Genomic DNA, 22,917 nt, shown 5'->3' with positions numbered 1-22,917 from the left:
ACCCACAACCAGGAATACGAGATCCTCCCTAAATTGCAGCGACTTCAGAAGGTTCCTCGTCCTCACTGGGCGCGGCAAGCACGGCAGGCGCGACGGGCGCGACGGGCGCGACGGGCGCGACGGGCACGCCAGGCACGGAGAAGGTGGTCATCCGACCGTCACCTGGTCTCGCAGGCGGGCGAACTTGCTTTCTCCGATGCCGTCGACGTCTCTCAGCTGCTCCACCTTTGTGAAGCCGCCGTGGTCTGTGCGCCACTGGACGATGCGCGTGGCCATTACCTCGCCTACTCCCGGGAGGGTGTCCAGCTGGGCGGCCGAGGCTGTGTTGAGGTCGACCTTTGCGCCGGGTGCCGGGGAGCCCGGGTTCAGGTCCGGGGGCGGTGGGGGTGCCGGGATGCCGACCGCCAACTGCTCGCCGTCCGTTACCTTGCGGGCGAGGTTCAAGGTGGCCATGTCCGCTCCCGGCTCGGGGCCGCCGGCTGCGCGCAGGACGTCCGCCACGCGGGCGCCCTGGGGCACCGTGACCAAGCCCGGGGACCGGACGCGGCCGATCACGCTGATCACCAGGCCCGGCGGGGGTGCCGCGCGCACCTCTGCCGCCGGTTTTGCGGTGGGCAGTGCGGGCGGGGGCTCCGGCGGTGGATTGCCGCCCGCCAGCGCGACCGCGCCCAGGATGATCGCCACCACTGCGGCGAGGACGCCGGCCAGTGCCCACCGCCGGCGGCCGGCCGCGGCCGGTCCGCCCGGCAGCCAGCGCCGGATCAGCCGGCCGCCCGGGCCGACCGTGCTCGCATCGGGCGAGAGCTGGTCGGCCAGCCAGGAGAGCCGGTCGTTGACGGGTGAGCCCGGATCCCGGGCGGACTGCTCGAACACACGATCGACGTTAGGGGGCGTGGGGAGGGGTGCGACAGGGGTGGTGGCGCTTCCTGTGGACAACCGGGGTGTTGTGGATGGATTGCCGGTGGCGCGCCCGCGACCTGGGGTTTCAGTCCTGCCCGGGTGTGGTGTGCGGGACCGTCCGCTGGACGACCACCCCCAGCACGCCGGGACCCGTGTGCGCCCCGATCACCGCGCCCAGCTCGGAAACCACGCACCCCGCCGAGCGCGGCACCGCCACTTCGAGCCGGTTCGCCAGCTCGACCGCCCGCTCCGGCGAGGCCAGGTGGTGGACCGCCAGCTCGACGTCGTCCTCGGCCGCCGCTTGGGCCGCCAGCTCGACCAGGCGCGCCACCGCCCGGTTCATCGTGCGGACCTTCTCCAGCGGCAGGATCCGGCCCTCGGACATGTGCAGCACCGGTTTCACCGCCAGCGCCGTGCCCAGCAGCGCCGCCGCCGGGCCGATCCGGCCGCCGCGGCGCAGGTGGTCCAAGGTCTCCACGACGAACAACGTCGACGAGCAGCCGGCCGCCGTCACCGCGGCGGCTTCGACGGCGGCCGCCGTAGCTCCCTCGGCGGCGGCCGCAGCGGCGTGCAGGGCGGCGAACCCGAGCCCCATCGCCGTGGTCCGCGAGTCGACGACGCGGACCCGGTCCGGCCCCACCTCCTGCGCCGCCAGGACCGCCGCTTCCCAGGTGCCCGACAGCTCGCGCGAGAGGTGCACCGACACGATCGCGTCCGCGCCGTCGGCGAAGGCGGCCTGGTACTCCTTGACGAATTCGGTGGGTGTCGGCCGCGACGTCGTGACGATCTTCCGCTGCTTCATCGCCTCCGCGACCGCCGCCGGCCCGGTCTCGACGCCGTCGAGGGACACCACGCCGTCGACCAGGACGTGCAGGGGCACCACCCGGACCGCGTGCCGTTCGGCGAAGCCCTCCGGCAGGTGGGCGGTGGAATCCGTGACTACGGCGACCGACACGCCGTCAGCCTACGTGGCCGGGGGCCAGCACCGGCGCCAGCACCACGGACATCGCGTCGCCCACCGCGGCGTGCCCCTTCCAGCCCCAGTGCATGCCGTCCGGATTGCCTTCGCCGCCGAGCACGTGCTCCCCCACCACGGCTTCGAGGTCCAGCAGCGGAACTCCGGCCCGAGCGCCCCAGGCCGCCATGGCCGCCGCCGCGGCCGGGCGCGCCGTGTGCACGCCGCCGTAGGCCGCGGCGCGGTGGACCGACGGCAGCCAGCCGAAGATCGGCAGCTCCGGCCGCAGGACGCGCAGCGCGCCCACGGCGGTGTCGAGGTACTGCACGGTGAGCTTGGCCGGCAGCACGGCGGGCCGGCCGCGCAGCGCCACCGCCAGCCGCGGTTGCGCCGCGAGATAAGCCTTCCGCACGACGCGCCGCACCGGGTCGGGCCGCAGGTAGCGCAGGCCGGTGCGCAGGTAGGTCGGCAACGGCGAGGGCAGCGTGTCCATGCTGCCGATCGCGAGCACGACCGCGTCGACGTGGTGCAGGTCGGCCCAGACGCGCGGGTCGCCGGTCAGCGACCACCAGGCGTCCCGGGCGTTCCAGCCGATGCCCGCGACCAGGTCGGCGGTGCCACCGAGAGCAGCGGCCGCGACGTTGGGCCACAGCCGCGGCTCGTCGGCGGCGCAGGGTCCTTCGGGACCGTGAAAGCTCAGCGAATCGCCGAACACCAGCAGGCGCGGCCCCATTGGTTAGCCGTGCATCCCCGCGTTGTAGGCGTGCAGCCGCCACTTCCCGTCGCGGCGCCCCAGCTCGACCCAGTGGCAGTTCGAGATGCCACCGAGCGACGGCCAGGTGCCGACCGGCAGGTCCAGCAGCCGCGCGGTCAGCGCGATGATCAGCCCGCCGTGCGCGGCCAGCAGCACGGTTTCGCCCACCACGGAATTGGCCTGCTGCAGGTCCGTGACGACCTCGACGGCGCGCTCGGCGACGTCGACCCGGCTCTCGCCGCCCGGCGGGGCCCAGGTCGCGTCGGTGCGCCAGTGGTCGCGTTCACCGGGGTAGGCCTTGTCGACCTCCTCGCCGGTGAGACCCTGCCATTCGCCCAGGTGCGTCTCGCGCAGCCGCTTGTCGATCCGCAGGGGGACGCCGATGGCGTCGGTGAGCACGGTGGCGGTGTCGGTGGCCCGGCGCAGGTCGGAGGCGATGACGAGGTCCGGGGAGAAGCGGGCCAGTGCGGGCACCGCGAACCGGGCCTGGTTCCAGCCGCGCGGGGTCAGCGCCGAGTCGAGGTGACCCTGCATCCGCCCGGCGGCGTTGTAGTCCGTCTCGCCGTGCCGCCAGAGCACCAGCCGCCGCGGGCTCACGGGACGTCCGGGTCCTCGTCGGCGGGTGGCTCCTCCAGGCCGGCCACCTCGATGCGCGGGCAGTCCTTCCACAGCCGCTCGAGGCCGTAGAACGTGCGCTCTTCGACGTGCTGGACGTGCACGACGACGTCGACGTAGTCGAGCAGGACCCAGCGCCCTTCGCGGGCGCCTTCGCGGCGGACCGGCTTGTGGCCGCTCTCCCGCAGTTTCTCCTCGACGTTGTCGACGATCGCGCCGACCAGGCGCTCGTTGGACGCGGAGGCGATGACGAAGGCGTCGGTGATGACGAGCTGTTCGGACACGTCCAGCACGACGACGTCGCTGGCCTTCTTGTCCGCCGCCGCGTGGGCGGCCGCTACGGCCAGCTCTCGAGCCTCGGACGTGGCTGCCACAGTGCTCCTTTTCCGGATCGGGTTCGCCCGAGAAGGGTACCCGCAGGCACCGGCAGTGGTTCAGTCGCTCTTCCGGTAAAGGTCCTTTTTGGCGATGTAGCGGACGACGCCGTCGGGCACGAGGTACCAGACCGGCTCCCCGCGCTCGACCCGATCGCGGCAGCCGGTGGACGAAATGGCCATCGCGGTGACCTCGACGAGGCTCACCTTGCCGCTGGGCAGGTGGTGGGAGTTGAGCCGGTAACCGGGCCGTGTGACGCCGATGAAGTGCGCGAAGTCGAACAGCTCGTCGGCTTTGTGCCAGGTCAGGATCTGCTCGAGCGCGTCGGCGCCGGTGATGAAGAAGAGCTCGTCTTCGGGGTATTCGGCGTGCAGGTCGCGCAGGGTGTCGACGGTGTAGGTCGGGCCGCCGCGGTCGATGTCGACGCGGCTGACGGAGAAGACCGGGTTGGACGCGGTCGCGATCACCGTCATCAGGTAGCGGTCCTCGGCCTTGGTCACCTCGCGCGCGGTCTTCTGCCACGGCTGACCGGTGGGGACGAAGATCACCTCGTCGAGCCCGAACCGGGACTGGACCTCGCTGGCCGCGACGAGGTGGCCGTGGTGCACGGGGTCGAAGGTGCCGCCCATGACCCCGATCCGCCGTGGTGACATGACCGGAGAGCCTATAAGGCCGGACGCCGGGAAGCCGGGTGCTCTTCGCCACCCCGCCCGACCGGGCAATGCATGTGATTCAGGTCACATTACGGCCCGTATCGGTCGCAAACTCTCCGTTCGCGGCGCCGCCGATTCCCGTTCTGTCGGTGTCATGGGGTAGACGTGGGGACGTGGACACGACCAGCACCACCTCAGCCCTCCGCGACGGCGCCGAGACCCTCCTCCGGGCACTGGCCGGCGATGCGGCGAAGCTGCGCGAAGACCAATGGACGGCCATCGAGGCCTTGGTCGCGCAGCGGCGCCGCGCGCTGGTCGTGCAGCGCACCGGGTGGGGCAAGTCGGCGGTGTACTTCCTGGCCACGGCCCTGCTGCGCGAGCAGGGCAGCGGGCCGACGGTGATCGTCTCGCCGCTGCTGGCGCTGATGCGCAACCAGATCTCGGCGGCGGCGCGCGCCGGGATCCACGCGGCGACGATGAACTCCGCGAACCCCCAGGAATGGGACCAGGTCCAGGCGTCGGTCGCGGCCGGCGAGGTGGACGTCCTGCTGGTCAGCCCCGAACGGCTGAACAACCCGGACTTCCGCGACAACGTGCTGCCGAAGCTGACCGCGAGCACCGGCCTGCTGGTGGTCGACGAGGCGCACTGCATTTCGGACTGGGGCCACGATTTCCGGCCGGACTACCGGCGGCTGCGCACGCTGCTCGGTGATCTCCCGGAAGGCGTGCCGGTGCTGGCGACGACGGCGACCGCGAACGACCGCGTGGTCACCGACGTCGCCGAGCAGCTGGGCCTCGGTACGGGCGCGGACACGCTGGTGCTGCGCGGCAGCCTCGACCGGGAAAGCCTGCGGCTGTCGGTGTGCCGGCTGCCGACGTCGCAGGCGCGGCTGGCCTGGCTCGCCGAGCACCTGGCCGAACTGCCCGGGTCCGGGATCATCTACACGCTCACCGTGGCGGCGGCGCACGACGTGGCGTCGCTGCTGAAGGACCGCGGCTACCCGGTGGCGGCCTACACCGGCAAGACCGACCCGGCCGATCGGCAGGCCGCCGAGGACGACCTGCTCGGCAACCGCGTCAAGGCCCTGGTCGCGACGTCCGCGCTGGGCATGGGGTTCGACAAGCCGGACCTCGGATTCGTCGTGCACCTCGGCGCCCCGTCGTCGCCGATCGCCTACTACCAGCAGGTCGGCCGCGCCGGGCGTGGCGTGGAGCGCGCCGAGGTCGTGCTGCTGCCCGGCGAGGAGGACAAGGCGATCTGGGCGTACTTCGGATCGCTGGCCTTCCCGGACGAGCTGCGGGTGACCCAGGTGCTGAACACCCTGTCCTACGCCGACCGTCCACTGTCGACGGCCGCGCTCGAGCCATCGGTCGAGCTTTCCCGGTCCCGGCTGGAAATGGTGCTCAAGGTCCTGGACGTCGACGGCGCGGTCCGGCGCGTCAAGGGCGGCTGGACGAGCACGGGCGAGGACTGGCAGTACGACCGCGGGCGGTACCGGCGGGTCGCGGAGGCGCGCGACCGCGAACAGGAGGCGATGCTCGGATACCTCGCGACCGGCGGCTGCCGGATGGAGTACCTGCGCCGCCAGCTGGACGACCCCGAGGCGGTGCCGTGCGGGCGGTGCGACAACTGCACCGGGCAGCACTGGGACACGGCGGTGGCGGACGAGGTCGTCGACGCGACCCGGGAGCGGTTGCAACGCCCGGGTGTCGAGGTCGCGCCGCGGAAGCAGTGGCCCACCGGGATGTCCTCTTTGGACGTACCGGTGTCCGGGCGGATCTCGGCCGACGACCAGGCCGAGCCCGGGCAGGTGCTCGGGCGGCTCACCGACGTCGGGTGGGGCAACCGGCTGCGAGAGCTCGTCGGGCCGCAGGCGGTGGACGCCGAGGTCCCTGACTCGGTGTTCAAGGCCTGCGTCCAGGTGCTCGCCGGCTGGCAGTGGGCGCAACGGCCGGTGGCGGTGGTGGCGGTGCCGTCGTCGACCCGGCCGCAGCTGGTGTACAGCCTGGCGACCCGGCTGGCCGAGATCGGCAGGCTGGAGTTCGTCGGCGCGCTCGACGCGGACGGCCCGCCACCGCGTCAGGCGAACAGCGCGCAGAGGCTGGCCGACCTGTGGCGGCGGCTGAGCATGCCGGCCGACCTGGCGGCGACGCTGCCGTCCGGGCCGGTGCTGCTGGTGGACGACGTCATCGACACCGGCTGGACGATGACGCTGGCCGCGCGGCTGCTGCGGCGGGCCGGGGCGCCCGCGGTGCTCCCGTTCGCGCTGGCCAGCACGGCTTAGGAGAAGGGAGAGCGGTTGGAACCTTTCGCACTGCGAACGGATGTGGCAAAGTCCCGTTCCACCTTCGGGTGACATGGAGGCTGCCATGACCGAATCCGCCGTCGAGGTATCGCAGCGCCACCGGCTGCCGGTGCGCAAGCTGTTCGCCGCGAGCGCCGGGAACGCGCTGGAGTGGTTCGACTGGACGATCTACGCGACGTTCAGTATCTACTTCGCCAGTGCCTTCTTCCCGGCCGGGAACGACACGCTGGCCCTGATCAACACCTTCGCGACCTACGCGCTGGCGTTCTTCTTCCGGCCGCTCGGCGGTGTGCTGCTCGGGCGGTTCGCCGACACCCGCGGGCGGAAACCGGCCATGATCCTCACCATCCTGCTCATGGCGGGCGGGTCGGTGGCGATCGGGTTGCTGCCGACGTTCACGCAGGTGGGCTGGCTCGCGCCGATCCTGCTGCTGCTCGCGCGCGTCGCCCAGGGGCTGTCGCTCGGCGGTGAGGTGTCGAACGCGTCGGCCTACCTGGGTGAGATCGCGCCCCCGGAGCGTCGCGGCCGGTACTCGGCGTTCTTCTACATCTCGACCGGCTCGGCGGTGCTCGTCGCGACGGTGCTCGGCTTCGTGCTGGCCCGGGCGCTGGACAAGGCGCAGCTCGCGTCGTGGGGCTGGCGGCTGCCGTTCCTGCTGGGCGGCGTCTTCGGCCTGGTCGGGCTGTGGCTGCGCCGCAGCCTGGCGGAAACCGAGCTGTTCGAGCAGACGAAGACCAAGGCGCGCAAGATCGAGCGGCCGCTGCTGACGACGCTGACCCACCACCCCAAGGCGGTCGGCAGGCTCGTCGGCTTCACGATGCTGTCGACCCTCTGCTACTACACGTTCTTCAGCGCGCTCACGTCGTTCGCCGTGAAGAACCGGCACGCCGACGCCGACACCGTGTTCCTCGCCCTGTCCGTCGGCACGGCGTTGTTCATCGCGCTGCAGTACCCGCTCGGGGCGTTGTCGGACCGGTTCGGCCGGAAGCCGCAGCTGCTCGTCTGGTCCGGGGCGACCGCGGTCGCCGTGGTGCCGCTGTCCACTTTGATCGGTCCGGGGGTCGGCGGGCTGTTCGTGGTGTTCTGTGTCGGGCTCGGGCTGTACACGGCGATGACGTCGATCGCGCCGGCCATCATGAGCGAGCTGTTCCCCACCGAACTGCGCGGGCTCGGCATCGGGGCCTGGTACAACCTGACCGTCGCGATCTTCGGCGGCACCGCTCCCCTGCTCATCACCCTGTTCGGCACGGTGTCGCAGACGCTCTACTTCTGGTACGTCGCCGTGGGCGCCGCGATCGCCTTCGCGGTCATCCTCACGCTCCCCGAGACCAAGGGCAGCGAGCTGCGGTAAACCCTTCGGCATCGGCCGGTCACGCTCGCTAGGGTGCGGGTTTCCGTGACCGAGCCGAAGGAGGGACACCGTGCAGCAGACCGCCGACGTTACCGAGGAGCTGGCGCGCCGCGTGGTGACCGCCGCCGGCTGGGCACTCGACGTCGAACTGACGCCGGAGCAGGCGCTGGTCCAGGCGTCGCCACGTGACGGCGTCGACTTCCAGGCCAACCTCGCGATGAGCCTGGGCAAGCGGCTCGGCCGCCCGCCGCGCGAGGTCGCCGGGCTCATCGCCGGAGCGCTCGAACTCGACGGGATCGCCGATTCGCCGGAAGTCGCCGGGCCGGGGTTCCTGAACTTCGTGCTGCGCACGGAATGGCTCGAGGCGACGGCCGGCGCGTTGCTCGGCGATCCGCGTCTCGGCGTGCCGGAAACGCCGGCGCCGCGGCGGATCGCGCTCGACTACAGCAGCCCGAACGTCGCCAAGGAGATGCACGTCGGGCACCTGCGCTCGTCCGTGATCGGCGACGCGCTCGCCCGTCTGCTGCGGTTCGCCGGGCACGAAGTGCTGCCGCACAACCACCTCGGCGACTGGGGCACGCCGTTCGGCATGCTCATCGAGCACCTCCTCGACGTCTCCGCCGGGCAACGCGCGATCGCCGACCTCGACGCCTTCTACCGCGAAGCGCGCCGGAAGTTCGACAGCGACGAAGCGTTCGCGACGCGGGCGCGCACCAGGGTCGTCAAACTGCAGAGCGGCGACGAAGACACCCTCGCCGTCTGGCAGGAGCTCGTCGACGAGTCGACCCGGCACTTCAACGAGGTCTACGCCCTGCTCGGCATTTCCCTGACCGACAGGGACATCTACGGCGAGAGTTTCTACAACCCCTATCTCGCCGCGGTCGTCGACGACCTCGGGGCAGCCGGGCTGACGGAAGTCAGCGACGGCGCGATCTGCGTGTTCCCCGAAGGGTTCCGCAACCGCGAAGGCGATCGGCTGCCCCTGATCGTCCGCAAGCGCGACGGCGGCTACGGGTACGCCGCCACGGACCTGGCGACCGTCCGGTACTGGACGGCCGAGCGTGGCGCCACCGATCTGCTCTACGTCGTCGGGACGCCGCAGGCGCAGCACTTCGCGATGCTGTTCGCCACCTGCCGCGCGGCGGGCTGGCTGACCGGGCACGCCGAGCACATCGGCTTCGGCACCGTGTTGGGCGCGGACGGCAAGGCCATGCGGACCCGGGCCGGCGAGACCGTCAGGCTGGCCGACCTGCTCACCGAAGCCGTGACGCAGGCCGCGGCGGTCGTTGCCGAACGCAGTGAGCTCGACGCCGCAGGCCAGGCCGAAGTCGCGCGGGCGGTGGGCATCGGCGCGGTGAAGTACGCGGACCTGTCCGGCGACCGCGAGCGCGACTATGTCTTCGCCTGGGATCGGATGCTGGCCAAGGAGGGCAACACGTCGGTGTACCTCCAGTACGCGCACGCGCGGACGCAGTCGATCCTCCAGAAGGCGGGCGGCCTGCCCGGCGGGACCGGGATCGAGCTCGAAGCACCGGCGGAGCGGGCGTTGGCACTGAAGCTGCTCAGGTTCGGCGAAGCACTGAAGGCAGCGACAAGCGCCTACGCGCCGCACAAGCTCTGTACGTACCTGTACGAGACGGCGGTTGCCTTCTCGCGGTTCTTCGAAGAATGTCCGGTCCTGAAGGCGCCCTCGCCGTCGCTGCGCGCGTCACGGCTGAGGTTGACTACGCTGACGTCGAACACGCTCGCGCTCGGGCTTTCCCTGCTCGGGATCGAAGCGCCCGACCAGCTCTAGCGGGAGACCACAGTGGAACTGCCCGGCGACCTGCTCGCGCTGCTGCGCGAGCCCAGCCTCTGCTTCCTGTCGACGGTGATGCCGGACGGCTCACCGCAGCTCACCCAGACCTGGGTGGACACCGACGGCACGCACATCCTCGTCAACACCGTGCTGGGCCACCAGAAGCAGCGCAACATCGCGCGCGACCCGCGGGTGGCGCTGAACGTCGCCGACCGTGAACGGCCGTCGCGCTACTACGCGATCCGCGGGCGCGTCCTGGACATGACCGAGGACGGCGCCGTCGAGCACATCGAAGAGCTTGCGCAGCGTTACCTCGGCGGCCCGTACCCGTGGTGGGGCGGGCGCGACCAGACGCGGCTACTCCTCACCATCAAAGCGGACCGGATCACGTCGTGATCATCGTCGCCGGCTGGCTCGCCGTGGCGCCCGAAGACCGGGCCGCCTACCTGGACAGCCGCGCCGAAGCCGTCCGGCTCGCGCGGGAGGCGCCCGGCTGCCTGGAGTACGCGCTGGGCGCCGACCTGCTCGACGCCGGCCGGATCACGGTGTACGAGCGCTGGGAATCCGACGCGGACCTCGAGCGCTTCCGCGGCTCCGGGCCGTCGGACGAGCAGACGGCGCAAATCCTCGACGCGTCGGTGGCGCGCTACCGGATTTCCGCGGTCGAGGCGCCCTGAGCAGCTACCGGCGCAGCGGGACCAGGTCGTCGGCGTGGACGACCTCCCGCCGCTGCTCCTCCGGCAGCTCCGGGGTCGACCGGCCGATCAGGTCCGGGAGTTCCGTCGCGTCGAAGGCGACCACTCCGCGGGCCACCGGGCGGTCCTTCGCGTCGACCAGGTCGACCACGTCGCCGGCCTGGAAATCGCCGTCCACGCCCGTGATGCCCGCCGCCAGCAGCGACCGGCGGCGGCGGACCACCGCCGTCACCGCGCCGTCGTCGAGGCGGAGCTTGCCCGTCGTGTCCGCCGCGTAGCCCAACCAGAAGCGGCGGGCCGACAGGCGGGTGTCCGCCGGGGCGAACGCCGTTCCCGGGGACGCCGACGTCAACGCCGCCGACGCCTCCGATGCCGCCGCCAGCAGGACCGGGATGCCCGCTCCCGCCGCCGTCCGGGCCGCCGCGAGCTTGGACACCATGCCGCCCGTTCCCAGGCCCGAGCTGGACATGCCGACCGCGATTCCGTCCACATCGGACTCCGAGAGGACTTCGGTCAGCTTGCGGGTCGCGCCGCCGCGGGGGTCTCCGTCGTACAGGCCGTCCACATCGGACAGCAGGATCAGCGCGTCGGCACCGATCAGGTGAGCCACCAGGGCCGCCAGACGGTCGTTGTCGCCGAAGCGGATTTCCTCGGTGGCCACCGTGTCGTTCTCGTTGACCACCGGGACCGCGCCCAACGCCAGCAGCCGCGAGAACGTGCGCTGCGCGTTGCGGTAGTGCGAACGGCGGACGACGTCGTCGGAGGTCAGCAGCACCTGGCCGACCGTCAGCGAGTACCGGCCGAACGACTCGGCGTACGCGTGCGCCAGCTGCAGCTGCCCCACGCTCGCCGCCGCCTGCTGCGTGGCAAGGTCACGCGGCCGCTTGCCCAGGGAAAGCGGGGCGAGGCCGGCGCCGATCGCGCCCGAGGACACCAGGACGATCTGCGCGTCCCGGGACACGCGCTCGGCGATCGCGTCGACCAGCGCGTCCAGCCGGGCCACGTCGAGCCCGCTGCCGGCCGTCGTCAACGCCGACGAGCCGACCTTGACGACCAGGCGCCGCGCCGCAGCGATGGCCTCGCGAGTGCCGCTCACGCGTCGAAGTCCAACTCGTCCTCGTCCGAGTCCGAGCCCGACCGCCGCACCCGGCGGGCTTCCTTGCGCTCGGCCGCGCCGACGCGGTCGGTGCGCTCCAGCCGGACGTCGGTGCCGCGCCCGGACAGGTGGACCGCCACCGAAGGCGTCGACGGCTCCCACTCGAACTGGACGTCACCGATCGTGACCGGGCTCCCCGGCCGCGCGCCGAGCTTGGCCAGCTCGTCCTCGACGCCGAGGCGGTTGAGCCGGTCGGCGAGGTAGCCGACGGCCTCGTCGTTGCCGAAGTCGGTCTGGCGGATCCACCGCTCCGGACGCGCGCCGCGGATGACGAACGCGCCCTCTTCCTCCGGGTCGACCTCGACGGTGAAGCCGGAGTCGTCGACGGCGAGCGGCCGCAGGACGATCTTCTCCGGCTCCAGCACCGGCTGCGCCTCGCGGTACTTCTCGACGATGGCGGCCAAGGCGAACGTCAGTTCGCGCAAGCCCTTGCGCGAGGCTGTCGAGACCTCGAACACCTGGAGACCGCGGGCTTCGAGGTCCGGGCGCACGAACTCGGCGAGCTCGGCCGCCTCCGGGACGTCGATCTTGTTCAGGACGACCACGCGCGGACGTTCTTCGAGCTTCCCGCCGAGGCTCGGCGTGTACTTGGCGAGCTCCGCCTCCAGCGCGTCCACATCGGACAGCGGGTCACGGCCCGGCTCGAGGGTCGCGCAGTCGACGACGTGCACCAGCACCGCGCAGCGCTCGATGTGGCGGAGGAAGTCCAGGCCCAGGCCCTTGCCCTCGGACGCGCCGGGGATGAGGCCGGGCACGTCGGCCATCGTGAACACCGTGTCGCCACCGGTGATGACGCCGAGGTTCGGGACCAGCGTCGTGAACGGGTAGTCGGCGATCTTCGGCTTGGCCGCGGACAGCACCGAGATCAGCGACGACTTGCCGGCGGACGGGAACCCGAGCAGGCCGACGTCGGCGACCGAACGCAGCTCCAGCGTCAGGCTGCGGGCCTCACCCGGCTCGCCCAGCAGGGCGAACCCGGGGGCCTTGCGGGCCTTCGACGCGAGGGCCGCGTTGCCGAGCCCGCCGCGGCCGCCCTGGGCGGCGACGAACGTGGTGCCCGGGCCGATCAGGTCGGCGACCATCTCGCCGTCTTCGGTGAACACGACGGTGCCGGACGGCACCTTCATCACCAGCGTCTCCCCCGCCGCGCCGGCGCGGTTGCTGCCCTGGCCCATCTTGCCGTTGCCGGCCTTGGCGTGCGGGCGGAAGTGGAAGTCGAGCAGGGTGTGCACGTTGGGGTCGACGACCAGCAGGACGTCGCCGCCGTTGCCGCCGTTGCCGCCGTCGGGGCCGCCGAGGGGCTTGAACTTCTCGCGGTGCACCGAGGCACAGCCGTTGCCCCCGTCACCGGCGGTCAGGTGGATGACCGCGCGGTCCACGAACCGGGACGCCATGACTCTGCCTCACTTCACTCGCCGAAAAGGGTCTGCACAAAACAAACGAGGGGTGGCACCGGATATTCCGGCCCCACCCCTCGTCAGAGGTCTAGACAGAAGCCGAATCAGGCTTCCGACGGCACGATGTTGACCGTCTTGCGGCCACGCTTCTCGCCGAACTGGACCGCGCCGGCGGCCAGGGCGAACAGCGTGTCGTCGCCGCCACGGCCGACGTTCACGCCGGGGTGGAACTTGGTGCCGCGCTGGCGGATGAGGATCTCGCCCGCGTTGACTTCCTGGCCGCCGAAGCGCTTGACGCCGAGGCGCTGCGCGTTCGAGTCACGACCGTTGCGGGAGCTGGATGCACCCTTCTTGTGAGCCATAGCTCAATCCTCTTTCTTGCGAAGATCCGGAGACGGTCTTACAGGGAGATGGCGGTGACCTCGACGCGGGTCAGCTTCTGCCGGTGACCCTGGCGCTTGTGGTAGCCCGTCTTGTTCTTGAACTTGTGGATCCGGATCTTCGGACCCTTGGTCTGCTCGACGACCTTGCCGGTGACCGAGACCTTCGCCAGCGCGTCGGCGTCCGTGGTGACCTCGCCACCGTCGACGTACAAAACGGCGGGGAGGATGTGCTCGGTGCCCGGCTCGCCCTCGAGCTTCTCGACCTCGACGACGTCGCCGACGGCCACCTTGTACTGCTTGCCGCCGGTCTTGACGATCGCGTACGCCGACACGGAAGTCTCCTGCATTACTCGACAATGGGTGGGGGCTCCGCGCGATCGGCCCACCTGATGGAACGGCGGTCCTGGACTCGCGCAGGCGACCTGCTCTGGTGGCAGGCCGTACTACAGGTTACGTGGGGTGCCCCGGTGCGTTACCACCGGGGTCCCCCTAGTTGTTCACTTGCTCTGGTCGGAGGCGTGCACCGGCGGGCCCGCCGGCCGCGACGCCGCCCGGCGCGGACGGCGCCGGGTGGAGCGCACGGCCGGTTCGGGCACGCTGACGTCGGTGACCGGCTCCTCGGCCGGCTCCGGCGCCGAAGACCGCTCGACCTCGGGTTCCTGCTCCTGCGGCACCGGGACCTCGTCGGCCTCGGTGGTCACCGGGGTGCCGGCGACCTCCTGGGCGGGCTCGGCGGGCGGCTCGGCCGCCACCGGCGTCTCGTCGGCCTCCGTGGTCGCCGGGACGTCCGCGACCTCCCTGGCCGGCTCCGGGGCGGGCCCGTTGCCGTTCAGCGCGCCGTGGTCGTGCTCCTTGGCGGCCTTCGACGCGTTCGCCATCGCCGCCACCGCGGACGCGATCGACTCGCGCTGCTCCGGCGTCGGGACGGCATGGACCTCGGCCTTGGCGGCTTCGGCCTGCTCCTTGGCGGCCTCCTCGCCCTTGCCGCGGCCCCGCGACCGGCGGGAGCTCTTCTCCCCGCCACCGTTGCCGCCGCCGTTGCCGTTGCCGCCGCCGTGGGACTGCGAGGAGCCGCCGCTCGTGCGCTGCACCTCGGTCGAGACGAGCACGCCCCGGCCCTTGCAGTGCTCGCACGGCGTCGAGAACGCCTCGAGCAGGCCGGTGCCGATCTTCTTGCGGGTCATCTGGACCAGGCCGAGCGAGGTGACCTCGGCGACCTGGTGGCGCGTGCGGTCGCGGCCGAGGCACTCGGTGAGCCGGCGCAGCACCAGCTCGCGGTTGGACTCGAGCACCATGTCGATGAAGTCGATGACGATGATGCCGCCGATGTCCCGCAGCCGGAGCTGGCGGACGATCTCCTCCGCCGACTCCAGGTTGTTGCGGGTCACCGTCTCCTCGAGGTTGCCACCCGAACCGGTGAACTTGCCGGTGTTGACGTCGATCACGGTCATCGCCTCGGTGCGGTCGATGACCAGGTAACCGCCGCTCGGCAGCCAGACCTTGCGGTCGAGCGCCTTGGTGATCTGCTCGTCGATCCGGTGGTCGGCGAACGCGTCGCCGGTGCCGGTGTAGCGCTTGAGGCGCTCGGTGAGCTCCGGGGCGACGTGGCTGACGTAGCCGTTGATCGTCTCCCAGGACCGGTTGCCCTGGATCTCCAGCTTGGTGAAGTCCTCGGTGAAGAGGTCACGCACGACCTTGACCAGCAGGTCCGGCTCTTCGTAGAGCATGGTCGGCGCGCCGCCCTTCTTGCCGGAACCGGCGGCGGCCTTCTCCTTGATGACGTCCCACTGCGCCTTCAGGCGGTCGACGTCGCGGCCCAGCTCCTCCTCGCCGATGCCCTCGGAGGCGGTGCGGATGATGACGCCCGCGTCCTCCGGGACGATCCGCTTGAGGATGTCCTTGAGCCGGCGGCGCTCGTTCTCCGGCAGCTTGCGGGAGATGCCGGTGGCGCCGCCCGCGGGGACGTACACCAGGAAGCGGCCGGGCAGCGAGATCTGCGTGGTCAGCCGGGCGCCCTTGTGCCCGACCGGGTCCTTGGTCACCTGGACCAGCACGGAGTCGCCGGTGGACAGCGCCTGCTCGATCTTGCGAGCCTTGCCCTCGAGGCCGGCGGCGTCCCAGTCGACCTCGCCGGCGTAGAGCACGGCGTTGCGGCCGCGGCCGATGTCGATGAACGCGGCTTCCATGCTCGGCAGCACGTTCTGGACGCGGCCGAGGTAGACGTTGCCGACGATCGAGCCGGAGCCCGACTGCGTCACGAAGTGCTCGACCAGGACGCCGTCCTCGAGGACCGCGATCTGGGTGGAGTCGCCGTGCTCGGCGACGACCATCGTGCGCTCGACCGACTCCCGGCGGGCCAGGAACTCGGCCTCGGACAGGATCGGGGCGCGGCGGCGGCCCGCCTCGCGGCCGTCGCGGCGGCGCTGGCGCTTGGCTTCCAGCCGGGTCGACCCGCGGACGCTGCGCACCTCGTCGCGCGCCGGGCGCTCGGGCTGCTCGGCCTTCGCCTGCCGGACGTGGGTGACGGTGTTGGGCGGGTCGTCGGTGCTCTCGGCGGCGTCTTCGCCGTCCGAGCCCTTGCGGCGACGGCGACGGCGCCGGCGGCGGCTGCCGCCTTCACCCTCGTCGGCGTCGCTCTCGGCGTCCGCAGACGACTCCGCGGCGTCCTCGGCCTCTTCGGTGTCCGCTTCGGGCTTTTCGTCGCCGTTGCGAGGCTTGCGGCGCGGCTGCTCCTCGGCCTGGTCGTCCTCGGTTTCGGCGGTCTCGTCGCCCCCCTCGGCGCCCTTGCCACGGCCACGGCCGCGACGGCCCCGGCGGCGGCGACGGCGGCTGCCGGCGTCGTCGCCGTCCTCATCGGCACCGGTGTCGGTGCCCGGCGCGGTGTCTTCGGTCTCTTCCTCGGCGACCTCGGGCTCGGGGCGCGACGGCGGCTCCGCGAAGGGGTCGGCCGGCTTGCGGGCCGGCTTGGCGGCGGGCTCGGCCGGCTCCGGCGGCAGGAAGACCGGCGACGGCGCGGCGAACACCGGCAGGTGCGCGCGGGTCTTCTGGCGCGGCCGCGGCTTCTCGGCCTCGGCGACCGGCACCTCGGGCACCGGCGGGCGGGCCTCGGCGGGCTGGGCCGGCGCGACGGGCTCGGCCGCCGTGTCTTCCGTCTCACCGGTCTTGCCGGTCTCGCCGGTCTCTCCGGGCGCGAAGGCCTCGGCCACCTTGAGCGCCACTTCCCTGGTCACGCTCGACTGCGCGCTGCGCACGCTTTCGCCCAGCTCGGCGAGCTTCGCGAGGACGTCCCGGCTGTGCGACTCGAGCAGCTTGGCCAGCGCGTGCACCCGGATCCGGGCGGGCAGGTCGGCCAGCGGGCCGGCCGCGGGTGTGGCGGGATTCCCGCCGGTGTGCTCGGCGGGTGTTTCCGCGTTCGACATGTGTCTCCTCCGCCCCCGGGCGCGTCTGCCGGTTCGCACCGGCAGGGACGCGGCCGCGCAGGGGCCCCTTTCTGATCGTTGCCGCCGTGGTGGTCACCAGCGGCGGGAATCCTTGCCCGACAACCGGGCGCCGCACCACCGCTTCCGGTGGGGCGCAACCCGGCCAAAGGTCTGCTCGGCGGCGTGCTTGGCCAGGCTTGCGCGGCCCCCGGGCCGCCTGCCACGTCGTCCAGCCACCCGGTTCGCGGGCGGCGACGCGCGTCACGCTGTTCATGCACATCACCGGGCCACAACGCCGCAGGCAGCACCTCTCACGTGCGCCCCGCGGCCCAGCGGCCACCCCAAGTATCCCACACCGGGTGACCACTCCGGTGTACTCGGTACCTCCCGCAGGCACCCGGGCGTGCCGTACCGGCCCACGGCCGGGGGAACTTCGCCCCAGCGCTTGTCCGCCGGGCGCCGGGTGGCTACGGTGCGGCTCGGGGTGACCGGGATCTCGCGCGCCGGCACCCGCGGTTCCTGCATCCGGTGGGAGGTCCGGTGTCCCTGCTGGCGCGGCCGCTGCGAGCGGCCGTGTGCACCGTCATGGTGCTTTCGGGATGCGTCACCGCCGGTCCGGCGGCCGCCGAGTCCGGCTGCGCCCACGGCCGGGCCCTCCGCTACGTCGTCGCCTTCGACCGCGGCACCTCCGAAGCCGCGGCCCGGTCGGAAATCGACCACGCCTGCGGAGCCACCACCGTGTACTACCCGCAGATCGCGGTCGCGGTCGCCACCTCCGGCGACCCGGGTTTCGGCGGGCGGATCGGGCTCGACCGGGCGTTCAGCGCGCAGGCCGAGCGGCTGGCCGCGCAGCGCGCCGCCGAGGTCAAGCCGCAGCCCGCGCGGGCTGCGCTGCCGGCGACCGACCCGGCCCGCGTCCCCGGCGCCGACCTGAGCGGGCAGCAGTGGGACATGCGGATGATCGGCGCCCCGGCCGTCTTCGCGGGCCGCCGGGACGTCGTCGTCGGCGTGCTCGACTCCGGGATCGACCCGGACCACCCGGACCTGAGCGACGCCATCGACCGCGACGACTCCGCCGGCTGCCTGACGGGCGCGCCCGACCGGTCGCCGTCGGCGTGGGAGCCGACGACGTCGGTGCACGGGACGCACGTGGCGGGGATCATCGCGGCGGCCGACGACGGGCGCGGCGTGACGGGTGTGGCGCCCGGGGTGCGAGTGGCGTCGGTGAAGGTGATCGACGACCGCGGGTACGCCGCCCCGGAGGCCGCGGTGTGCGGGCTGATGTGGGCGGCCGCGCGGCACATGCGGGTGACGAACAGCAGCTTCTTCGTCAACCCGTGGTCGCTGTCGTGCATCCGCGGCAACGACCGTGGAGTGGTGCACGAGGTGCTGGCCCGGGCGGTGGAGTACAGCACGTCGGCGGGGACGTTGAACGTGGCGGCGGCGACGAACGAGGCGGTCGACCTGACGCCGTCGGCGCGGTCGGGGGCGCGCGGGGCCACCAGCGGGTGTGAAGCACTGCCGGCCGGGCTGCGGGACGTCGTCGCGGTGTCGGCCTTCGGCGCGGACCGGGTGAAGGCGGGGTACAGCTCGTACGGGCTGGGCGTGATCGACGTCACCGCGCCGGGCGGCGAGACGGGCGAGTGCGTGCTGTCGACGGTGCCGGGCGGGTACGCACCGCTGTGCGGAACGTCGATGGCGGCCCCGCACGTGACGGGCGTGCTGGCGCTGCTGGCGTCCGCATCGGAGAAGGCCGGCCCCCGCCAGCTGCGGCGGACGTTGGACGCGCAGGCGATGCCGATGCCCTGCCCGGCCGACTACGATCTGACCGGGGATGGGCTTCAGGACGCGTACTGCGCGGGGTATGAGGGGTACAACGGGTTCTACGGGCACGGGATGGTGCGTGCTCCGGCGCCTGCGGCTGCACCGGGTGGGCAGCCCGACCAGGCCCGCTGACCCCGCCCGGGCGTGCGCGGAGCCGGATCCCGCGTGATCCGGGACGGGACTCGCGTGACTGAGCGCGGAACTCGCGTGATTGGGGACGGAACTCGCGTGATTGGGTGGGCGTCTCGTCAGGTGAGGAGGAGCTTGGCTATTCGGCGGGTCGAGGCCCAGAGGCCGATCGCGCCCAGGGCCAGTAGGTAGGCCAGGTTGATCAGCATGCTGCCGGACAACAGGCCCGTGGCCAGGCCGCGCATCAGCTCGATCGCGTGGTAGAGCGGGAGGCAGCGGATCACCCACTGCAGCGGCTCGGAGTACACCGACAGCGGGTAGAACGTTGTCGCGAAGAGGAACATCGGGGTCAGGCCGAGCTGGATGTAGTCGAACTGGGCCGTCGAGCGCAGGAACGTCACCAGCGCCATGCCGATCGCCGAGAACGCCAAGCCCACCAGGAGCGCCGCGGGGACCATCAGCAGGGCCCACCACGAGGCCAGCAGGCCCATCGCCGCCGCGATGGCGAGGAAGGCCACCGCGTAGATGCCGCCGCGGGTGATCGCCCAGCCGATCTCGCCCAGCGCCACGTCCAGCGGGCCGATCGGGGTCGCCAGCATCGCGTCGTACAGCTTGGCGTAGCGCAGCTTGAAGAACAGGTTGTACGTCGATTCGAAGACGGCGCCGTTCATCGCCGACGTCGCCAGCAGCGCCGGCGCCACGAAGGCGACGTAGCTCATCGGCTGCCCGCCGGGGCCCGTCACCTCGGTGACCAGCTTGCCGAACCCCAGCTGGAACGCCAGCAGGTAGAGGAACGGCTCGACCGCGCCGGACAGGAAGATCAGCCAGTTGCCGCGGTAGACCAGCACCGAGCGTTCGACGAGCATCCGGGCGCGGCCCGCGTACAGCCCCGGCGGCAGGATGCGCAGCAGCAACCCGGCGCGGGTTTCGACGGTCGTCATTCAGACCACCAGCCTCCGGTAGAAGGCCCGGTGCGCGAGCACCCACCCGGCCGCGAACAGCGCCGCCAGCACGGCGAGGTGACCGAGCATCGCCCAGCCGCCCACGCCGCCGATGCTCACGCCGCGGGCCAGCTGCGTGCCGTGCCACAGCGGGGAGAGCCAGGCCACCCAGCGGATCGCGCCCGGCAGCTGGGAGATCGGGAAGAACGTGCCGGAGAACAACGTCATCGGCATCACGACGAACCGGAAGATCAGCCCGAAGCGCTGGCCCTCGTCGTAGGTCCGCGCGGCGAGCGCGGCCATCGGTGCGGTGCAGGCGAGCCCGGTGACCGTGCCGGCCAGGATCACCAGCAGCACCCCCGGCCCGGTCCAGGCGCCGAAGAACAGCGCGACGAACGCGTAGATCGCGCCCGCCAGCGTCAGGCGCAGGGCCGACCAGATCAGGTGCCCGCCGAACACCTGGCCCGGTGACACCGGGGTGGCCGTGACGGCCAGGTATTCCTTCTGCCACTTGAACCCGGACAGCACCGGGTAGCTCGACTCGCCGAACGCCTGCTGCGCGGCCCCGGCGGCCAGCAGCGCCGGGGCGATGTACTGCAGGTACGACAGGCCGCCGGTGACCTCGCCCGGCCGCACCTGCGAGCCGAAGCCGAGCCCCATCGCGGCCAGGAAGAGCACCGGCTGCAGGCCGGTGGAGTACAAAGTGGACAGCCAATGGCGGCGGTACCACGTCCAGCGCCCCTCGACCTGCAGCCAGGCGCCGTGCCACTTGCCGACCACCCGGCCGGTCGAGATCGTCGCCATCAGTCGACCAACGTCCGGCCGGTGAGCCGGAGGAAGACGTCCTCCAGCGAGCTGCGGCGCACCAGGCTCGACAGCGGCCGCACGCCGCGGGAATGGGCTCGCTCCAACGCGTCCTCGCCGTCGTCGCTGTACAGCAGGACTCGGTCCGGGAGCACCTCCACGCGCTCCGCCAGGCCCTCCACCTGCTGGGCGGCCGACACCTGCTCCCCCGACGCGAACCGCAGCTCGACGACCTCGCGCGTCGAGTACCGCCGGATCAGGTCGGCCGGCGAGCCCTCCGCGGCGATGCGGCCGTGGTCCATCACCACCAGCCTGTCGCACAGCTGCTCGGCTTCGTCCATGTAGTGCGTCGTCACGATCAGCGTCGTGCCCTGGGCCTTGAGCCGGAACAGCCGATCCCACAGCAGGTGCCGGGCCTGTGGGTCGAGGCCCGTCGTCGGCTCGTCGAGCAGCAGCAGCTCCGGGTCGTTGACCAGCGAGCGGGCGATCGTCAGCCGCCGCTTCATACCGCCCGACAGCGGGTCGACCTTGTCGCCGGCGCGGTCCGTGAGCTGGGCGAACTCCAGCAGTTCCGCGGCCTTCTCCCGGGCCGCCGCGCGCGACAGGCCGAAGTAGCGGCCGTAGACCAGCAGGTTCTCCCGGACCGTCAGCTCGACGTCCAGGTTGTCCTGCTGCGGCACCACGCCGAGGCGCGCGCGGATCCGCGGCCCGGCCACCTCCGGGTCGAGGCCGAGCACGCGGAGCTCGCCGTCCGTGCGGGGTGACACGCAGGCGATCATCCGCATGGTCGACGACTTGCCCGCGCCGTTCGGGCCGAGGAACCCGAACGCCTCCCCGCGCCGCACCTCGACGTCGATCCCGCGCACGGCTTCGAACTCGCCGAAGCGCTTCACCAGTGCCTTGGCCTGCACCAGTGCCGGTTCCCGGTCCTCCGCATCGTCCACGCTTCGCACCATAGGACCGACCACCGACAAAAACCGAACGGATTAGCCGCGGACCGTCACCACCAGCGTCTGCGAGACGCCGTTGACCTGCACGGACAGCCGCGCGACACCCGGCCGCACCGCGGTCAGGACGCCCGAGGCCGGGTCGAACGCGACGACGCCCCGGCCGACCTGCCAGTCCGCGCTCACCGGGTAGGACACCGGCACGTCCCGCGTCCCCTGCCGCACCGAAGCGCGGACGACCGCGCGTTCGCCGCGGGCCATCGACGACGGCCCGGTCAGCGAAAGGGCGTCGACGTTCGGGCGCGTCTCGAACCGCACCGGCTCGGCGCGGTCGGCCGGGTCCACCCGCAGCAGCGTCCAGCCGACGAACCCGCCGTCGCCCGGCGCGGCCGCGGGCGCCTTGCCCGAGTTGCCGTTGACCAGGTACGGCACCCCGTCGACCCGCGACAGCGAGAACACGCCGGCGTGCGAGGCCACCGCGGCGGCCGGCTTGCCGGAAGCCTGCTCGAACCCGGTCAGCCACTGGGTCAGCAGGGTGGCCTCCTTCCGGTCGCCGAGCTGCGAGTTCCCGGTCGGGCTCGGGTCCTTCACCGGGTGGTGCATGGCGACGACGACCCCGCGGACCGACCGGTCGCGCGCCGCGGAGTCGAGCGCCGACCGCAGCATCCGGACCTGGTCGAACCCGCCGGCCCGCAGCGAGCCGCGCGAAGAATCGAGCAGCACCAGCCGGATGCCGCGGACGTCGACGACCTGGTGCGTCACGCCGAAGGCCGCCTGGAAGTTCGCGAGGCCGTTGCCGCCTTCGGCCTCGTGGTTGCCCGGCACGTAGTACCAGGGCACCAGCTCGCCGAGCTCCTCGGTGATCACCTGCCGGGCCAGTACGAAGTCGGGCGCGGTGCCGCGGTCGACGAAGTCGCCGTTGAGCAGCACCAGGTCCGGTTTCGCCGCGACGGCTTCGCGCAGCGCCCGGCGGGCCTGGGCGACCAGCGGCCCCGCCGGGTCGTCCGCGGTGAACTGGGCGTCGCTGACCACCGCGACCCGCAGGCCGCCGGCCAGGACGCCGTCGGTGACCAGCGCCGGGTCGTGCGGGGCGGGATCGGCGGGCACGGCCGTCGTCGGCGCCACCTCGAAGGTCAGGTCGTCGAACACGAGCCGGCCCTCGTACTGCTGGTCCGGCACGTTCTCGACGGCGTAGAAGCGCGCCAGGCGCTGTCCGGCGGGGAGCCCGGCCGGAATCGTGGCGGTGACGTACTTCCAGCCCGTCCAGTCGACGCTCAGCGAAAGGTCCACAATGGACGCCACGTTCGCGGCGTCGCGCAGTTCGGCCCGCAGCCACGCACCCTTGCCGTCGCCGTCGACCCACAGCCCGATCTTCTGCGTGCCCGGCGGCACCGCAAGCGGCGACGAAGGCGTCACGTAGGCCGCGCGCGTCGCGGTCGTGCCGGTCAGCCGGTAGTCCAGCGCGAGGCCGGCGCCGCCGTCGCGGCCGGGTGCCGCGGACAGCGCCGCGCCGAC

General features: G+C 72.3%; 21 protein-coding genes. 6 read left to right on the top strand and 15 right to left on the bottom strand.

The features are described 5' to 3' along the window. Positions 1-147: 147 nt before the first annotated feature. The 6 genes from ACWEVN_RS31620 to nadD all read right to left on the bottom strand — a co-directional run bounded on the left by ACWEVN_RS31620 (position 148) and on the right by nadD (position 4,228). On the bottom strand, positions 148-873 hold the full coding sequence (locus ACWEVN_RS31620; protein ID WP_452053706.1) for a helix-hairpin-helix domain-containing protein: 726 nt from the start codon (positions 871-873) through the stop codon (positions 148-150). A 112-nt stretch (positions 874-985) separates the two neighbouring features. Beyond that, positions 986-1,855, bottom strand: a complete 870-nt coding sequence (locus tag ACWEVN_RS31615; RefSeq protein WP_449683209.1) for a DegV family protein — start codon at positions 1,853-1,855, stop codon at positions 986-988. Positions 1,856-1,859: 4 nt separating this feature from the next. Beyond that, positions 1,860-2,588 (bottom strand): diglucosylglycerate octanoyltransferase, encoded by a 729-nt coding sequence (gene octT / locus ACWEVN_RS31610; protein WP_452053705.1) that lies wholly within the window; start codon positions 2,586-2,588, stop codon positions 1,860-1,862. A 3-nt stretch (positions 2,589-2,591) separates the two neighbouring features. Beyond that, positions 2,592-3,206: a histidine phosphatase family protein gene (locus ACWEVN_RS31605; protein WP_449683210.1), complete on the bottom strand. Its 615-nt coding sequence runs from the start codon at positions 3,204-3,206 to the stop codon at positions 2,592-2,594. Then, on the bottom strand, positions 3,203-3,598 hold the full coding sequence (rsfS, locus tag ACWEVN_RS31600) for a ribosome silencing factor (protein ID WP_003067112.1): 396 nt from the start codon (positions 3,596-3,598) through the stop codon (positions 3,203-3,205). Before rsfS ends, ACWEVN_RS31605 begins: the two co-directional genes overlap by 4 nt. A 60-nt stretch (positions 3,599-3,658) precedes the next feature. Continuing rightward, positions 3,659-4,228: a nicotinate-nucleotide adenylyltransferase gene (gene nadD, locus ACWEVN_RS31595; protein WP_242547171.1), complete on the bottom strand. Its 570-nt coding sequence runs from the start codon at positions 4,226-4,228 to the stop codon at positions 3,659-3,661. 197 nt (positions 4,229-4,425) lie between these two features. On the opposite strand from nadD, the gene ACWEVN_RS31590 reads away from it, so the two are divergent. From ACWEVN_RS31590 to ACWEVN_RS31570, 5 genes are all read left to right on the top strand, one after another. Further along, complete coding sequence (locus ACWEVN_RS31590) at positions 4,426-6,537, top strand: RecQ family ATP-dependent DNA helicase (RefSeq protein ID WP_452053704.1); 2,112 nt, start codon at positions 4,426-4,428, stop codon at positions 6,535-6,537. Positions 6,538-6,622: 85 nt separating this feature from the next. Next, positions 6,623-7,909 carry an MFS transporter gene (locus tag ACWEVN_RS31585; RefSeq protein ID WP_452053703.1) on the top strand — a complete coding sequence of 429 codons (1,287 nt, stop codon included), beginning with the start codon at positions 6,623-6,625 and terminating at the stop codon, positions 7,907-7,909. A 70-nt stretch (positions 7,910-7,979) separates the two neighbouring features. Continuing rightward, positions 7,980-9,704, top strand: coding sequence for an arginine--tRNA ligase (gene argS, locus ACWEVN_RS31580; RefSeq protein WP_452053702.1), 1,725 nt, complete (start codon positions 7,980-7,982; stop codon positions 9,702-9,704). A 12-nt stretch (positions 9,705-9,716) separates the two neighbouring features. After that, positions 9,717-10,103 (top strand): PPOX class F420-dependent oxidoreductase, encoded by a 387-nt coding sequence (locus ACWEVN_RS31575; RefSeq protein WP_452053701.1) that lies wholly within the window; start codon positions 9,717-9,719, stop codon positions 10,101-10,103. Then, complete coding sequence (locus tag ACWEVN_RS31570) at positions 10,100-10,384, top strand: putative quinol monooxygenase (protein WP_452053700.1); 285 nt, start codon at positions 10,100-10,102, stop codon at positions 10,382-10,384. The genes ACWEVN_RS31575 and ACWEVN_RS31570 overlap by 4 nt, the downstream gene beginning before the upstream one ends. 4 nt (positions 10,385-10,388) lie before the next feature. Here ACWEVN_RS31570 and proB read toward each other — a convergent pair whose 3' ends face one another. The 5 genes from proB to ACWEVN_RS31545 form a co-directional block, all read right to left on the bottom strand. After that, entirely contained in the window at positions 10,389-11,498 is a 1,110-nt protein-coding gene (proB, locus tag ACWEVN_RS31565) for a glutamate 5-kinase (RefSeq protein WP_452053699.1), read from the bottom strand. After that, on the bottom strand, positions 11,495-12,952 hold the full coding sequence (obgE, locus tag ACWEVN_RS31560) for a GTPase ObgE (protein ID WP_449683217.1): 1,458 nt from the start codon (positions 12,950-12,952) through the stop codon (positions 11,495-11,497). Before obgE ends, proB begins: the two co-directional genes overlap by 4 nt. Positions 12,953-13,059: 107 nt before the next feature. Beyond that, positions 13,060-13,317, bottom strand: a complete 258-nt coding sequence (gene rpmA / locus ACWEVN_RS31555) for a 50S ribosomal protein L27 (protein ID WP_086846674.1) — start codon at positions 13,315-13,317, stop codon at positions 13,060-13,062. Between the two features lie 38 nt (positions 13,318-13,355). Continuing rightward, positions 13,356-13,670 carry a 50S ribosomal protein L21 gene (gene rplU / locus ACWEVN_RS31550; RefSeq protein WP_086678418.1) on the bottom strand — a complete coding sequence of 105 codons (315 nt, stop codon included), beginning with the start codon at positions 13,668-13,670 and terminating at the stop codon, positions 13,356-13,358. 165 nt (positions 13,671-13,835) lie between these two features. Next, on the bottom strand, positions 13,836-16,757 hold the full coding sequence (locus ACWEVN_RS31545; protein WP_452053698.1) for a translation initiation factor IF-2 N-terminal domain-containing protein: 2,922 nt from the start codon (positions 16,755-16,757) through the stop codon (positions 13,836-13,838). Positions 16,758-17,297: 540 nt separating this feature from the next. Here ACWEVN_RS31545 and ACWEVN_RS31540 point away from each other — a divergent pair. Continuing rightward, positions 17,298-18,713 carry a S8 family peptidase gene (locus ACWEVN_RS31540; RefSeq protein ID WP_452053697.1) on the top strand — a complete coding sequence of 472 codons (1,416 nt, stop codon included), beginning with the start codon at positions 17,298-17,300 and terminating at the stop codon, positions 18,711-18,713. Positions 18,714-18,829: 116 nt separating this feature from the next. Here the strand turns inward: ACWEVN_RS31540 and ACWEVN_RS31535 are convergent, their stop codons facing one another. The 4 genes from ACWEVN_RS31535 to ACWEVN_RS31520 form a co-directional block, all read right to left on the bottom strand. Further along, positions 18,830-19,651 (bottom strand): ABC transporter permease, encoded by an 822-nt coding sequence (locus ACWEVN_RS31535; RefSeq protein WP_449683220.1) that lies wholly within the window; start codon positions 19,649-19,651, stop codon positions 18,830-18,832. Next, on the bottom strand, positions 19,652-20,455 hold the full coding sequence (locus tag ACWEVN_RS31530; protein ID WP_449683221.1) for an ABC transporter permease: 804 nt from the start codon (positions 20,453-20,455) through the stop codon (positions 19,652-19,654). Beyond that, on the bottom strand, positions 20,455-21,411 hold the full coding sequence (locus ACWEVN_RS31525) for an ABC transporter ATP-binding protein (RefSeq protein ID WP_310972323.1): 957 nt from the start codon (positions 21,409-21,411) through the stop codon (positions 20,455-20,457). Before ACWEVN_RS31525 ends, ACWEVN_RS31530 begins: the two co-directional genes overlap by 1 nt. 30 nt (positions 21,412-21,441) lie before the next feature. Beyond that, on the bottom strand, positions 21,442-22,917 hold a 1,476-nt coding region (locus ACWEVN_RS31520), incomplete at its 5' end, for a metallophosphoesterase family protein (RefSeq protein WP_452053696.1).

The sequence above is a fragment of the Amycolatopsis sp. NPDC003861 genome (assembly GCF_053605405.1).
The sequence above is the reverse complement of the archived record's forward strand: the minus strand, read 5'-3'. Positions and strand labels throughout refer to the sequence as shown.

What these genes read in the sequence shown, in the direction of transcription:
- octT (WP_452053705.1), bottom strand. Translation starts at nt 2,588, where the DNA reads ATGGGGCCGCGCCTGCTGGTGTTCGGCGATTCGCTGAGCTTTCACGGT.
- nadD (WP_242547171.1), bottom strand. Translation starts at nt 4,228, where the DNA reads ATGGGCGGCACCTTCGACCCCGTGCACCACGGCCACCTCGTCGCGGCC.
- ACWEVN_RS31585 (WP_452053703.1), top strand. Translation starts at nt 6,623, where the DNA reads ATGACCGAATCCGCCGTCGAGGTATCGCAGCGCCACCGGCTGCCGGTG.
- obgE (WP_449683217.1), bottom strand. Translation starts at nt 12,952, where the DNA reads ATGGCGTCCCGGTTCGTGGACCGCGCGGTCATCCACCTGACCGCCGGT.
- rpmA (WP_086846674.1), bottom strand. Translation starts at nt 13,317, where the DNA reads ATGGCTCACAAGAAGGGTGCATCCAGCTCCCGCAACGGTCGTGACTCG.
- ACWEVN_RS31545 (WP_452053698.1), bottom strand. Translation starts at nt 16,757, where the DNA reads ATGTCGAACGCGGAAACACCCGCCGAGCACACCGGCGGGAATCCCGCC.
- ACWEVN_RS31535 (WP_449683220.1), bottom strand. Translation starts at nt 19,651, where the DNA reads ATGACGACCGTCGAAACCCGCGCCGGGTTGCTGCTGCGCATCCTGCCG.
- ACWEVN_RS31530 (WP_449683221.1), bottom strand. Translation starts at nt 20,455, where the DNA reads ATGGCGACGATCTCGACCGGCCGGGTGGTCGGCAAGTGGCACGGCGCC.
- ACWEVN_RS31525 (WP_310972323.1), bottom strand. Translation starts at nt 21,411, where the DNA reads ATGGTGCGAAGCGTGGACGATGCGGAGGACCGGGAACCGGCACTGGTG.